Raw genomic sequence first — 13,895 nt, forward strand, 5'->3', positions numbered from 1 at the left:
TGCAGAAGACCCGCACTTCTCGGCCGAAAGTGCGGGTCTTCTGCATGATCACCGGGAGGTCAGGAACTGCGGCGAGCCCGGAGCAGCTCCACCGCCACCGGGATCAGCGAGACGAGCACGACGACGGCGATGATCGGCAGCAAGTACGCGTCGATCCCCGGGATCCGCGTGCCCAGCACGTACCCCGCCAGGGTCACCCCCAGGCTCCACACCAGCCCGCCGACCACCTGCCACAGCGTGAAGCGCCCCGCCGGCACGCCGACCGTCCCCGCGAGCGGATTCATCAGCGTGCGGACCACCGGGATGAACCGGGCCAGCACCACCGCCCGCCCGTGGCCGTACCGCGCGAGCACGAGCTCGGCGCGACGCACCCCGGCCTGCAGCTTGGGCCTGTCGGGCCTGTCGAGCAGCGCCGGCCCCGCGCGACGGCCGATGAGGTAGCCGACCTGCGCCCCGATCAGCGCGCCCGCGGCTCCCGCGATCAGCGCCTGGCCCAGCGGCAGGTGTGCGGCGCTGGTCGCCGGGGTGGCCGCCAGCAGACCGGCGGTGAAGAGCAACGAGTCTCCCGGCAGGAAGAAGCCGATGAGCAGCCCCGTCTCGGCGAAGAGGATGACGAACAGCCCCACCGCGCCGAACGACGCCAGCAGGTGCTGTGGATCGAGCACGCCCACAGGGCTCACTCTTCCAGCGCTGCGGCGGAACCACGCGTCTGAACGTCGGCGCGCGTCACCGCCAGGAACCCCACCAGGACGGCGATGGCCGCCAGCGCCACCACGGTCACCAGACCGTCACCGAGACCCACCCCACCGCCGATGTGCGCGGGCTTGCCGAGCCAGTCCGCGAAGGACGCCCCGAACGGACGGGTGAGCACGTACGCGCTCCAGAACGCCACCACCGGACTGAGGCCCAGCCGCCACGCGACGAGCGGCACGAGCATCGCCGCGCCGAACAGCAGACCTGCGGGCAGGAAGCCCCAGCCCAGCGCCAACCCGGTGAGGTCACCGGCGGCGGTGCCGAGGGCGAAGGTCGCCAGCACCGTGGTCCAGTAGAAGAGCTCCCGGCGCGGCGTGTCGACGTCGTGGATCGACAGCGTGCCCTCCACGCGCCACCACACCGTGAACACCACCGCCACGGCAGCAGCCCAGCCCGCCGTGGTCAGGGCGTAGGAGAGCCCCGTGACCACGTGGGTGATGTCGGCGGTCATGGTGCCGAAGACGGCGACGGCGCTGACCGCCGTCCAGTAGCGCACCGCGGAGTACTCCCGCGCCCGCAGCTGCCACCACAGCGCCAGCACGAGCGACCCCACGCCGACAGCGCCGCCGATCACCAGGCTCGTCTCACCGAGCCAGTCAGAGGCGGCCTCGCCCATGCCCGTGGTGAGCACCTTCACCAGCCAGAACGCCACGGTGATCTCGGGCACCTTCGCCAGCCCCCGCCGCGCAGGTGCGGCGGCCGACACAGCGGCCGACGCGACGGATGTCCGGGGCGTCTGCGGCGTCCGGGATGAGGGCATGCGTGTCTCCAGCGGGGTACGGGGAGTGCTCGGCAGAGCTGCTCCGAGTCTGGGCAGCGCACCTGTCGCCCAGATGACGACTCGGCCGGTCGCGGCACCCGTCGGACCGTCGCCGCGGCCGTCGACTCTGATGCCAACGCCTGATGCGACAGGTCGCTGGTTCGATGGCCCCCAGCGACGGCGCAGGAGGGTGGGACGACGTGCGGGTGCTCGTGGTCGAGGACGAGTCGCGCCTGGCAGCGCTGCTCGTGCAGGTGCTCACCGAGGAGGGCTGGAGCGCCTCCGCCGTGTACGACGGCGCGAGCGGGCTCGCGGCGGTGCGCGCGGGCGGTGTCGACGTCGTCGTCCTCGACTGGATGCTCCCCGACCTCGAAGGCCCCGCCGTCCTGCAGAGGCTGCGCGCAGAGGGACACGCTGTGCCGGTGCTCATGCTCACCGCCCGCACGGCGCTGGAGGACAGGGTCGCCGCGCTCGACGTCGGCGCTGACGACCACCTCGCCAAGCCCTTCGAGGTGGCCGAACTGCTGGCGCGCCTGCGGGCGCTGCACCGCCGGGCCAACCCGTCGGTGGTGGCCGCGCAGCGTGCCGGTGACCTCGTAGTGGACCCGCAGACCCGGCGCGCCTTCCGCGGGCCGACCGAGGTGGTGCTCACCGCGCGCGAGTTCGACATCCTCGCGCTCCTGCTGCGCGAGGCCGGCCGCACGGTAACGCGGTACCGCATCCTCGACGAGGTGTGGGACGGCGACACCGACATCGCCAGCAACGTCATCGACGTCCACGTCGGCCGGTTGCGCGGCAAGATCGACGGGCCGTTCGGGCGCAACGCCGTGCAGACGCTGCGTGGTGTCGGGTACCGGCTCGACCCCGCCGGTGGCTAGCTCTCTGGTCGGCCCGGTGGTGGCGCGGCTGCGGCGGCTGCCGCTGCGGGCCCAGTTGGTGGCGGGCTTCGCCGTCGTCATGGCCCTCGTGCTCAGCGCCGGTGGGGCGCTCATCTTCTGGCGGGTCGACGTCGCGCTGGACCGCCGCATCAACGGTGACCTGCGCGCGGACTCCGCCGAGCTGGCACCGCTCGTGCGGCCCGACGGGTCGATCGAGGACGGCGACGCCGACGACGGCGCGGCGCTCTCGCAGCACCAGGTGCTCGACGCCACCGGGCGGGTCCTGGCTGCGGGCAGCGCCATCGGCACCGCGCCGCTGCTGCCCGAGCACGCGGTGCGCGAGGCGCTGACCGGTCCGCTGTTCTACGACGTCGGCTCACCGCTACCCACCGCGGAGCGGCAACTGCGCCTGTACGCCGTGCCGCTGGATGCTGCGGGCGGGACCGGAGCGGCAGGCACGGGAACGGCAGGCACGGGGCCGGCCGCCGTTCTCGTCGTCGCCACGAGCCGCGCAGCCAGCGACGAGGCGCTGCGCGAGCTGCTCGCCCAGCTGGCGCTCGTGGGCCTCACCACGCTCGTGCTGACCACGCTGGTCGGAGACCGGCTCGCGCTGCTCGCGCTGCGCCCCGTCGAGCAGTACCGCACCCGGGCGCTCGCCGTCGCGGCCGGTGAGCCGGGCGTGCGGCTCGACGTCCCCGAGAGCCGCGACGACGAAGTAACGCGCCTCGGCCACACGCTCAACGACATGCTCGCCGCCCTGGACGCGGCGATGGCTCGTGAGCGGCGCTTCGTGCAGGACGCCAGCCACGAGCTGCGCACTCCGCTGACGCTGCTGCGGACCCGAGTGGAGCTCGCCCGCCGCCGGCCCCGCAGCCGCGAGGAGCTGGAGGTGGTGCTGGCCGAGCTCGACGTCGACCTCCGCGAGCTGCAGGCGCTCGCGCAGCAGCTGCTCGACCTCAGCCCGTCATCGTCGGCGTCGTCATCATCGACATCGTCATCGTCGGATCACCCACCGGAGCCGGCGGACCTCGCGGCCATCGTCACCGACGTGGCACGACTGTCAGGGGACGGCGTCGACGGCCTGCCGCTTCGGTGGGCTACCACTGTCGACGACGACGGGCACGACGACGACGCCGTGCCCGTCCGCATGGCCGTGCGCATGCCCGTGCGCGCGCTGCGGCAGGTGCTCTTCAACCTTCTCGCCAACGCCGCGCGGCACGGCGGGCCGCACGTGGCGGTGCATCTGGGTGTAGGCCGCGCCGTCGCCCGTCCTTCCTCTGCGGGCGAGACCGTGGCGGTGCTCACCGTCTCCGACGACGGCGCCGGCATGCCGGCGGAGTTCCTGCCCACCGCGCTGCTCCGCTTCGCCCGCAGCGGCGAGGCACGCGAACGCCCCGGATCAGGGCTCGGGCTGTCGGTGGTGGAGCAACTGGTGGCGGCCAGCGGCGGCGAGCTGCGGCTGTGCTCGCGCGGCGCTCACCACCGCGCGCACGAGCGCTTCGACATGCCGTGCGCGCACCCGGAGCAGGGCACCGCCGTCAGCGTGCTGCTCCCGATCACTGCGGGGCGCAGGCCACAGGGCTGACCAGCGAGACGGGGCTGACCAGCGAGACGGGGCTGACCAGCGAGACGGGGCCGACCAGCGAGACGGGGCTGACCAGCGAGACGGGCACGGGCTCGATCACCGTCGTCGTCCCGTTCTCCCAGACCACCAGCCCCGAGCGACCCGGACGGCGCGCCAGCCACGCCGCGGCGTCAGGCCCCTGGGCGTAGGCGGCAGTGGCGTCGATGTCGGCGATCGTCAGCGAAGGGGCCACCACGGTCACCGAGGCGACACCGCGCGGCGTCAGACCGGTGCGTGCGTCGACGAGGTGGCGCCCGCGGTGGGCGGTGCCGGAGGTGGCCACCGCGCCGGAGAAGATCGGGACGACGGCGACGAGCGCGGTCGGGTCGTGGGGGTCCTCGATGCCGACGCGCCACGGCTCAGCGTCAGGATCGACGGTCAGGCAGGTCATGTCTCCGCCTGCGGACAGGCAGTGGTCGGTGTCCGGCAGCGCCGCGAGCGCGGTGGCGGCGCGCTCGACGGCCCACCCCTTCACCACGCCGCTGGGGTCGAGCCGGCGCCGCCCGTCAGGTCCGGGCAGGTGGGCGCTGAAGGCCCCGCCGGAGTCGCGCTCGGCCTGCTCCGCGAGGGCCAGCACCTCGGCGACCTCGGGTGGGCAGTCGGCCACCGTGACCTCACCCCGGTCAAGGCGGCTGATCCAGGAGTCGGGGCGGTAGGTGCTGAAGGCGGCGTCGACCTCGCGGAGGTGGTCCATGACGGAGCGCCAGGCGTCCTGCGCGGCGGCGTCGGCGGTGTGGTGGCCGCGCAGCGCCAGGCTCACGGGCATGCCCATGACGTGCTCGACGTACCGGGCCAGCTGCGGGTTCACGCCAGCCCCGCCTGGTCGAGGGCGCTCTGGAGGGAGGTGACGTACCCGTTGCTGGTGTAGGTCGCTCCGCTGACCATGTCGATCTTCGCGCTCTGGGCCGACAGCGTTTCGTTGACGAGGATCGGCAGCGCCCGAGCGTTGATCTGCTGGTCCCTGCCGTTGTGGTCGGGGTACTGCAGGACGTCGACGGCGGTGACCTTCCCGCCGCTCACGGTCAGCTGCACCTGCACGGGCCCGTAGCGGGTCTGCACCGCCTGCCCGGTGACCGTGGCGGGCGTGGACGCGCTGCTGGTGGCGGGTGCCGTCGCCGGTGCCGTCGCCGAGCGTGGCGCGGTACCGGACGAGCTGGACGTCGAGCTGGGCGCGCTACCCGAGCTGGCCGCGCCGAAGGTGGCTGTGCCGGCCGCGGCAGCGCCGTCCACCGCAGGAGCGGCCGAGGCCTGCTCGGTGGAGGTGTGGTAACCGAACAGCAGCACCAGTGCCGACAGGCTGCTCATGCCCCAGACCACGTTGCGGCGGGTGGCGCGGGCGTTGTGCGAGGTGGTCATCTGCTCATCACCATCCGAAGCTCTCGACGTGGACGTTCTCGGCGGGTAGCCCCGCCGCACGGGCGCTGGCGACGACGTCGCGGGCCCACTCCTCGGGCCCGCACACGAACAGGTCTCGCTGGGCGATGTCGGGCACCCACTGCAGCAGCGCCGTCGTGTCGTCGACGGGACCGACACCGTCGCCGAGCCAGGAGCCCGGGGCGCGGCGGCGTCCCGGCATCCACACCACCTCCAGACCGCGCCGCTCGACGAGGTGCTGCAGCTCGCGCTCGAACAGTGGCCGCGCGTGGTCGCGTCCGGAGTAGCGGTGCACGAGCACCACCTCGCCGGGGGCGTACGGCAGCGCCTCGGCCAGTGCCCGCAGCGGGGTCACGCCCACTCCGGCGCCGATGAGCGCGACCTTGCGCCGCGTGCGGGCGCGGGCGCTGAGCCGTCCGTACGGGCCCTCCACGAGCACCCGGGTGCCAGGACGGAGGTGACGCAGCGAGGCGCTGCCGTCACCGACCTCCTTGGCGGAGATGCGCAGGGTGCGTCCGTCCGGCGCCGCCGACAGCGAGTACGGGTGACCGCGCGTCCAGCCCGCCCCGGACAGGAACCTGAACGTGAAGAACTGCCCTGCCTCGGCGGCCAGGCCGGAACCCCGACGGGCAGTCATGTGGACGGAGACGACGCCGTCGCCCTCGTCCACCACACCGGTGACCCGCAGGCGGTAGCGGGCGCTGCGCCACAGGGGAAGCGCCACCCGCCACACGAGGACGGCGACGGCGCACGCCGCCCACAGCCCCCACCAGAAGACCGTGCGCGCCGTCGAGCCCTGGAAGTCCTGGCCCGTCCACAGCTGGTGCGGCAGGGCCAGGCCGACGCCTGCGTAGGCGTAGAGGTGGAGCAGGTGCCACGACTCGTAGCGCAGACGCTTGCGGGCCGCGCGGACGCTGGTGACCACCACCATGACGAGGCACGCGGTGCCGGCGGCCGCCAGCAGCATCCCGGGGTAGCTGACGGTGAGGTCCCACAGCTGACCCGGCACGGCGGCCAGGTCACCGGCCGCGTAGCCCCAGGTGATGAGGCCGACGTGGGCGAGCATCGCCGTGAAGGAGGTGAAGCCGACCAGCCGGTGGGTCCGCGCGAGACGCTCCTGCCCGAAGGCCCTCTCCACCACCGGCACACGGGCCATGAGCAGCACCTGCAGCAGCAGCAGGTCCGAGGCGAGCAGCCCCGTCAGACGTCCCAGGGACGTCAAGCCGCTGGCCCAACCGACCAGGTCCTGCACGCCGCCGCCGGTCACCCACCAGTACGTGACCAGCAGGAGGCTGGCCCAGACACCGGCGAGCACGCCGAGGCGGACGCGCGCGTCCCACCGGGCGCGCTGCCCCAGGTCGGGTCCCACGTCCGGCCCGACGCCAGGCCTGATGTCGGGCCACATCTCAGGCCTCAGCTCAGTGCCGTCGCGGCGCGTGCTGGTCGTGCTGGTCACGAGCGCTCCTCCTCCATCGTCGACGTCGATCGTCGGCGCCCCGCGTCAGCGAGACCTGGAGACTGGCGCTCAAGAACCTCTCAGAAGCGGCTGTTCGGGCGGACCCCGTGAGAGCCGGCAGTCTCGTGGTGAGAGCCGTCGGTCTCCTCGACGAGCGGCAGCAGCAGCCGGAAGGTCGCCCCACGTGGTGCGTCGACGAGCAGCAGGTCACCGCCGTGAGCGCGGGCGATTCCCCGGGCGATCGCCAGCCCCAGTCCGCTGCCACCACCGCTACGGGCGTCGTCGGCGCGGGTGAACCTGTCGAAGACGCTCCCGCGCAGGTGCTCGGGGATGCCGGGGCCGTCGTCGGAGACCTCGAGCCGCGCCCACGCCCTGCCGTCGACGTCCACCCCCCGGGCGGTGACCAGCACCGATGTGCCGGCCGGGGTGTGCAGGCGGGCGTTGGACAGCAGCCCGGTCAGCACCTGGTGCAGGCGCTGGCGGTCACCGGGCACGTCGATCGGCTCCTCCGGCAGGTCCGCGCTCCACGCATGGTCAGGTCCAGCGGCTCGGGCATCCACGAGGTCTTCCAGCACGAGCAGGCTGAGCGGCACCTGCTCGCGCCCCAGCGGTCGGCCAGCGTCGAGGTGGGCCAGCAGCAACAGGTCGTCCACGAGGTGGGCCATCCGCTCGCTCGCCACCCCCATCCTCTCCAGCGACGCGCGCACCCGGTCCGGATCGCCCGAGCGCAGGGCCTGCTCAACGTGGGCCTGCACCACCGCGAGCGGCGTCCGCAGCTCGTGGCTGGCGTCGGCCATGAACCGACGACGGCGCTCCTCCTCGCGGTCCCGCACCAGCAGGGCCGCCCGCACGTGCTCGACCATCGCGTCGACGGCGCTGCTCAGGCGGTGCACCTCCCGGGTGGACCCTGCCGACGTCACCGGCCCGGGCAACCCCTCGGCTGAGCCCGCCAGCGGAAGCTCGGTGATCGACTGGGCGGTCGCGGCGACGTGTCCCAGCGGTCGTAACCCCCGGCGCACCACCACGGAGGTGACGGCGCCGCTGACTGCAGCGGCGAACAGCCCCAGCAGCAGTTCGGCGACCACCACCCTCCGCAGCACCGCACCGACGGGAGCCAGCGGTAGCCCGGTCACCTGCACGAGCCCGTCATCGGCGATGACGCGCACGCGGTAGTCACCGAGCGTCCCGAGGTCCACGCTGCGCGGTGGGCCGCCCGCCGGCAGGGCAGCCAGCGCCGCGAGGGATCCGCCGTCCACATCAACGTGCGCCACGTCACCGTCAGGGGCCACGACGGAGGCCTCGAGCACCCCACCGCTGCGCAACAGCACGCCGAGCGTGCCGACGCTCTGCCCCTCCCCCACCCCGGCACCCGGACGTGCTCCGCCGCCGTGGTCGCGGCGCGGGAACGCACTGCTACCGCTGCTCGCGCCGCCGTCGTCGTCGCCGTCTCCATCGGGGCGCCCGTCGATCTCCGCCGAGTACCGGCCCCCCGCGCCCACCAGCTGCGTGTCCAGCTGCGACAGCAGAGCCGTGCGGACGACGATGACGGTCGCCACCCCCGTCACGGCCGCCACCACGAGCACGAGGACGACGAGCGCCGCGGTCAGCCGTCCGGCCAGCGTCGGCCGCTCGCGCCGACGGGTCCTCACGAGGGCAGCCCCCTCACGTCGGCAGCCGGAGCACGTAGCCCGCGCCGCGGACCGTGTGGATGAGTGGGGTGCGGCCCGCGTCGACCTTGCGGCGCAGGTAGCTGATGTACAGCTCCACGACGTGCGCGTCACGCCCGAGGTCTTGCTGCCAGACCTCCGCGAGGATCGTCTGCTTGGACAGCACCTTGCGCGGCGTGCGCGCCAGCAGGCGCAGCAGGTCGAACTCGGTGGCGGTCAGCTCGATGCGCTCGGCGGGGTCGGTGCCGCGGAACACCTCGCGGGTGTCTTCGTCGAGGCGCAGGTCTTCGAAGACCAGCTGCCGCCCCGCGGTCTCGCCGGACGGCGCCGCCGGGCCCGCGGCGCGGCGCAGCAGCCCGCGCAAGCGCACCACCACCTCCTCGAGGTGGAACGGCTTGGTGAGGTAGTCGTCGCCACCCAGACGGATTCCGGCCACCCGATCCTCCAGCGCCGACCGCGCCGTGAGGAACAGGACGACGACGGCTGGGTCCTCCCGGCGCAACCGCTCCAGCACGGCGAACCCGTCGAGGTCGGGCAGCATCACGTCGAGCACCACCGCGTCCGGCCGGAACGCCTCCGCCCGGTGCACCGCGGCGCTGCCCGTGTGCGCCACGGCCACGTCGAAGCCCTCCCCGCGCAGCACCGTGGAGAGGACGTCGGCCAGGTCGGGTTCGTCGTCGACGACGAGCACGCGCACCGGCGTCCCGTCACCGCGGACCGGCGCGTCGCCGCGAGGGATGGGCGCCACCGCGCTCGTCGTCGGGCCAGAACGACCGGGAGGCGCTGACATGCGGACAGCATCACGCCTCCGCCCCGGCTGAGCCGTCACCGCCCCTTGGCGATCAGCCTGCGGTCCACGCCGAGCGGCGCAGCAGCCGCAGCCGCAGCGGCAGCGACAACGTCCTCAGCGGCGCCAGAGCAGGTGGTGCACCACGCCGCTCGGACTCGGGACCACCTCGCGATGGAACCTGTCGTCGAGCTCCTCGGGGGCCTCCCACAGGCGTGTGCCGGCGCCGAGTTCGAGGGGGACGACGGCGACGTGCATCTCGTCCACGAGGTCGGCTTCGAGGAACGCGCGGATGCTCTGCGCACCTCCGCCGAGGCGCACATCGAGACCACCCGCAGCCTCCTTGGCCTGTGCGGCGACCTCCGCGGGGGCGGCGTCGGTGAAGTGGAACGTGGTCTGCCCGAGGGTGAACGAGGGGCGCAGGTGGTGCGTCATGACGAAGACCGGCGTGCGGAACGGCGGCTCGTCGCCCCACCAGCCCTGCCACTCCTGACAGGCGCGCTCGGTCCACGGGCCGCGGTGCGGGCTGAACTTGTTCGCCCCCATGATCTCGGCGCCGATGCCGTGGTGGAAGTCGCGGACCAGGCGGTCATCGAGGCCGCGGCTGCCTCCCGGCCCGGGGCGGCCGGGGAAGCTGGCGGTGGCGAACATCCACCCGGCCATCTGCCGCGGGTCGGCGTGGCCGAAGGGTCGCTCGAGGCTCTGCCCCTCGCCTGCACCGTAGCCGTCCGAGGAGACGGAGAAGTTCTGGACCTTGAGCAGCTGCTGTGGCATGGGCGTCCTCCTGGTGGTGATGCGGCACGCCCTCCGGTGGCGTCGTCCCCCACGACCGGGTGGCACCGCGAAACTCATCGTCGACCCCGGCACCGACGGTGGGGCGCACGGTTCACCGCGGGGCGTACGGTCCGCCGCGTGACCGATGAGCGCAGCGACCGGGAGACCGAGCTCGCCGTCTGGGCTGCGGTCGCCTTCCCGGGACGTCCGTGGCACCGCGCGCGACACCACCACGGCGCGTTCCACGACGTCCTCCTGATTCCGCACGTCGGGGCGCTTCGCGTGCCGATCGGCGACGAGGCTTCCGTGCGAGCTGCCCGAGAGGTCGAGGTACTCCGCGCCGTCGGACGGGCATCGCTGGGCATCGTCATCCCCGAGCTCCTCACGGGGATCGTCGAGAGCGACGGGCGCTGCGGGTACCTCGTCGAGGCCCTCCCCGGTGGGGCTGCGCCGGAGGCGCCCTGGTCGCGCCATCGCCCGGCGTTGGTCGACGTCCTGGCCGCACTGTCATCTGCATCGATCGACGTCCCCCTGCCGCCCCCGCGCAGTTGGTGCGGCGGGGCAGATTTCCCCGCCGTCGTGACACGAGACCTCCTGCCGCGCCTCGGCGGCTCGGCTGCGGCGGCAGAGCAGGCTGTCCAGGCGCTGGCTGACCTTCCGCCGCCACGACGCCCGGGACTCGTCCACGGCGACTTCGGGGCGCACAACCTTCTGTGGGCCGAAGGGCGCCCGACGGGGCTGATCGACTGGGACCACGCGTGCATCGGGGACGTCGCTATCGACATCGCTCCGCTGGTGGGAGCACACGGCTCCGCGGCCGTCTCGACGATGGTGGACGACGACGACGTGCTTCGGCGAGCCCTGGCCCACCGCGCCACGCTTCCCCTGCAGGTGGCAGCCGCGGCACACCTGGCCGGCCGAATCTCGCTGCGGGACCACGCGCTGGCGAACTTCTCGCGCCGCTGCAACGACGGGACGCTGCACGACCCTGACGGTGCGGAACCCTGACGGCTTCTTGGTCGGCGATCACGCAGCCGGCCTTGAGTACTTCAAGATCACCCTGCCTTGCTCCCGTTATCAGGCTCGTCAATGGCGCCGACTTTCGCCCGCCCGCCCCAGCCGCCCGACCGCCGAGGTCGCTGCCCGTGGGCTGCGGCTCTCGCTGCCGGACATCGGCCACGGGGAGAGGCTCAGCTCGCGACGTCAGGGAGAACCTCTGCGAGGTCGGGCAGAACCGGCGTGGCTCGCCGGTGGTAGACCAGGCCGGTCGGTGAGGTCCACACGAAGCTGCCCGGACTCGGCTGCTCCAGGGTCCAGTCTCCGTGGGTCTTGGCTTGGTGCCAGGGCACGCAGATGCTGCCGAGGTTGCCGGCTTCGGTGAGCCCTCCGCGCAGGCGGGTGGGGGTGTGCGGTCCGTAGGCGACGGTGTGATCCAACTGGGTGGCTCCGCCGCGGGTGGGGTGGTGGCAGACCGGGGAGATGCAGGTCGCGTCGCGGGAGCGCACGAACGCGGCCAACAGGGTGGAGGGCCGGTAGGCGACCTCCACGCGGGTGCGGGGATCTTTCGGGTCCGGTGCTGCGGGCTGGGCCAGCAGCAGGTCCAGCTGTTCACCGGTGCTGACAGCTCTGGCAGGACGATCTGGGCGGTTGGGGGCGGGCAAGGTCCAGCGGGAGCGGTGCAGCAGCACCCCGGTGCTCTGGTCGGCGACCAGGCGTCGCCAGCGGGCAGCGCGGATCGCGGCGCGGGTGATCTCCGGTGAGAGGCGTCCGGCACCGGGGACGTACCCGAACGGTCCGTACCCGGCCAGGGGCCGGCGGGCACGGCGAGCGGCGCGGGCAGCGCGTAGCCGCGCCGACCCCGTTGCCACCGTCGAGGGGGTCGCGTTGTCGCTCGTGGCGTCAGTCGCGGCAGCAGCGGGCCCGGCGCCGGCGGCAGGGCTGGTGACGTCGGCAGGGCTGGTGCCGTCGGTGGAGGCGCTGAGCGAGTTCGGGGCAGGTGGTGGTGCCCCGGTGGCCTCGGGACGGGCCTCGGGACGCCGCGGGCAGGGCGCGGTCGAGTGAGCCGGGGACTGCCCCGGCTGATCGCGAGTGGGGTGTGGAGTTGTGCGGCGGGGTCGATCTCGGCCCGGACCTGGCGGGTTCGCTGGCGTCGAGCTCGGCGGGCTCGGCGGGCTCGGTGACGTCACCGCACTCCGCGGTGGAGTCGGTGATGGGGTCGGTCGTGGGGTCGGTGGCGACCCCGACGACCAGCCAGCCGAACCGCCGGAGTCATCGGAGTCGTTGCGGCTGCTGCCACTGTCGCTGCCGCGCTCAGATGTGAGGCCGCTGTCGTCGGAGTTGTCCTCGGGCCGATCTTCGGACCGGTCCTCGGGCCAGTCCTCCCAGTCATCGAGTTCGTCGTCGCGGCCGAGCCTTCCCTCAGGCCCGCCACCCGCGCCGCCGTCCCCGGGTTCGCTGCCCCCGGGACCGCCGCTCGGCCAGTCGCCGGGCCATCCGTCTGGATCCTCGTCCGGCCAGTCGTCGGCATCACCCTCCGGGCCGTCCTCCGGGCCGTCGCCTGGTCCGCCGGGCCCCTTGGGGTCTTCGGGGTCCTCGGGATCTTCGTCGGCGCCAATGTCTTCGTCGTCGTCTTCGTCGTCCTCGTCGTCGATGAGGTCGTCAGCCAGGACCACGATGTGAATCTCCGACAGCCGAGCCCGCTGCTCCGGAGTCGGTATCCGCACCGGCGCCCGGTTATCCGCAGGCCCGGGCGCAGGAGCCGTCACCGACTCAGCACCAGCGTCCTCGGCGAAGTCGGCGTCGGCGTAGTCCTCGGCATCGGCGTCGAAGTCGCCGTCCTCGCCGAAGGTGTCCTCACGGTCGCTATCGGGGTCGCCGAACAGGTCCCGAGCGTCGTCGTGCGCGGCAGCGGCGGCCTGGTGGTCAGTGGGCTGCGCGGGGATGGGCTGACCCAGGGCCTGCGCGATCGTCTCCGGGGTCGCGGCGATGTCGCCCACCACCAGACTGGCCAGCACATCAGCACGCAACTGCGCCTTGGTACGCCTCTCCTGCTCCCCCTGACCTTCACCGGCACCATCGTCGGGGTTCTCGGTATCACCGGCCAACGCATTCGCAGCGATCTGATTGATCACCTGCCACACCCGCGCCGCGTCCCCCGCCTCCAGATCCGCCACGATCCGCGCACACCCCGGCAACGGTGAGGGCCGCAGCACCACATCACGGTCGTTGATGCCCGCCGCCATCGCCCGCGCCGCATACCCCGGATCAGCAGCCAACGCCGCTTCCTCCAACGTTGCTGCCAGACGAGCCCGGCTCAGCGTCGCCGCAGCCGCCACCGCCGTGGCCTCCACGACCCGGCGGGCCCGCTCACCCTCGACGCCTTCGGGCAGGCGCCGGCACACCGTGACCAGCTCCCTCCACTGCGCCGGAGTCATCTCCCCACGACTGAGTGCTTCTTCAGCAGCGGGTAGGTCCACCAGCTGACGGGCCAGGCCCACCAGGCAGGTCGCTGACCGCCCTGAGATCCGCAGCACCGGCGCCAACTCCTGCGAGGCCGGGTGGCGGGAGTCCTTCGACAACGCCCGCGAGGGCTGCTCAGCCAACTTCGCAGCGTCCAGCCCGGCGATGAGATTCAAGTGCAACGCGTACAGGTAGGACCCACACCGGTCGCTGGCGGCGATGACCTCGACCCACTCCCGACTGGACAACCCCCACCATGCCCCACCACTGTTGAACGTCGCTGAGAAAGTCGACGGATCGGGCGGGCGGCGTCACTGAGGATGCCGACGTCGCGGTGAGCCACGGGTACGTCAGGGTGCCGAC

General features: G+C 73.1%; 12 protein-coding genes. 3 read left to right on the forward strand and 9 right to left on the reverse strand.

What is annotated here, in order from left to right; genetic code table 11:
* Nucleotides 1-59: 59 nt before the first annotated feature.
* Both BXY45_RS18240 and BXY45_RS18245 read right to left on the reverse strand, forming a co-directional pair.
* Nucleotides 60-671: a DedA family protein gene (locus BXY45_RS18240; RefSeq protein WP_218566945.1), complete on the reverse strand. Its 612-nt coding sequence runs from the start codon at nt 669-671 to the stop codon at nt 60-62.
* Between the two features lie 5 nt (nt 672-676).
* Entirely contained in the window at nt 677-1,420 is a 744-nt protein-coding gene (locus BXY45_RS18245; RefSeq protein ID WP_211319725.1) for a COG4705 family protein, read from the reverse strand.
* Nucleotides 1,421-1,677: 257 nt separating this feature from the next.
* Here BXY45_RS18245 and BXY45_RS18250 point away from each other — a divergent pair, with 257 nt between their 5' ends.
* Both BXY45_RS18250 and BXY45_RS18255 read left to right on the forward strand, forming a co-directional pair.
* Nucleotides 1,678-2,391 carry a response regulator transcription factor gene (locus BXY45_RS18250; protein WP_218566944.1) on the forward strand — a complete coding sequence of 238 codons (714 nt, stop codon included), beginning with the start codon at nt 1,678-1,680 and terminating at the stop codon, nt 2,389-2,391.
* Nucleotides 2,384-3,976, forward strand: a complete 1,593-nt coding sequence (locus tag BXY45_RS18255) for a sensor histidine kinase (RefSeq protein ID WP_146211265.1) — start codon at nt 2,384-2,386, stop codon at nt 3,974-3,976. Before BXY45_RS18250 ends, BXY45_RS18255 begins: the two co-directional genes overlap by 8 nt.
* Here BXY45_RS18255 and BXY45_RS18260 read toward each other — a convergent pair.
* The 6 genes from BXY45_RS18260 to BXY45_RS18285 form a co-directional block, all read right to left on the reverse strand.
* Entirely contained in the window at nt 3,948-4,823 is an 876-nt protein-coding gene (locus BXY45_RS18260; protein ID WP_211319726.1) for an FAD:protein FMN transferase, read from the reverse strand. The genes BXY45_RS18255 and BXY45_RS18260 overlap by 29 nt on opposite strands.
* Nucleotides 4,820-5,371: an FMN-binding protein gene (locus tag BXY45_RS18265; protein ID WP_109775956.1), complete on the reverse strand. Its 552-nt coding sequence runs from the start codon at nt 5,369-5,371 to the stop codon at nt 4,820-4,822. Before BXY45_RS18265 ends, BXY45_RS18260 begins: the two co-directional genes overlap by 4 nt.
* 7 nt (nt 5,372-5,378) lie before the next feature.
* Complete coding sequence (locus BXY45_RS18270) at nt 5,379-6,794, reverse strand: ferredoxin reductase family protein (RefSeq protein WP_109775974.1); 1,416 nt, start codon at nt 6,792-6,794, stop codon at nt 5,379-5,381.
* 131 nt (nt 6,795-6,925) lie between these two features.
* A complete protein-coding gene (locus BXY45_RS18275) occupies nt 6,926-8,494 on the reverse strand; it encodes a sensor histidine kinase (protein WP_109775957.1) in 1,569 nt (522 codons plus the stop codon).
* A gap of 13 nt (nt 8,495-8,507) precedes the next feature.
* Nucleotides 8,508-9,302: a response regulator transcription factor gene (locus tag BXY45_RS18280; protein WP_109775958.1), complete on the reverse strand. Its 795-nt coding sequence runs from the start codon at nt 9,300-9,302 to the stop codon at nt 8,508-8,510.
* A gap of 114 nt (nt 9,303-9,416) precedes the next feature.
* Nucleotides 9,417-10,073, reverse strand: coding sequence for a dihydrofolate reductase family protein (locus BXY45_RS18285; protein WP_109775975.1), 657 nt, complete (start codon nt 10,071-10,073; stop codon nt 9,417-9,419).
* 138 nt (nt 10,074-10,211) lie between these two features.
* Between BXY45_RS18285 and BXY45_RS18290 the strand changes: the two genes are divergently transcribed.
* Nucleotides 10,212-11,081 (forward strand): phosphotransferase family protein, encoded by an 870-nt coding sequence (locus tag BXY45_RS18290; RefSeq protein WP_170131597.1) that lies wholly within the window; start codon nt 10,212-10,214, stop codon nt 11,079-11,081.
* Between the two features lie 182 nt (nt 11,082-11,263).
* On the opposite strand, the gene BXY45_RS18295 is transcribed toward BXY45_RS18290, so the two are convergent.
* Nucleotides 11,264-13,780 carry a 13E12 repeat family protein gene (locus BXY45_RS18295; protein WP_109775959.1) on the reverse strand — a complete coding sequence of 839 codons (2,517 nt, stop codon included), beginning with the start codon at nt 13,778-13,780 and terminating at the stop codon, nt 11,264-11,266.
* Nucleotides 13,781-13,895 lie beyond the last annotated feature (115 nt).

The organism is Quadrisphaera granulorum, from assembly GCF_003149145.1.
Lineage (GTDB): Bacteria > Actinomycetota > Actinomycetes > Actinomycetales > Quadrisphaeraceae > Quadrisphaera > Quadrisphaera granulorum.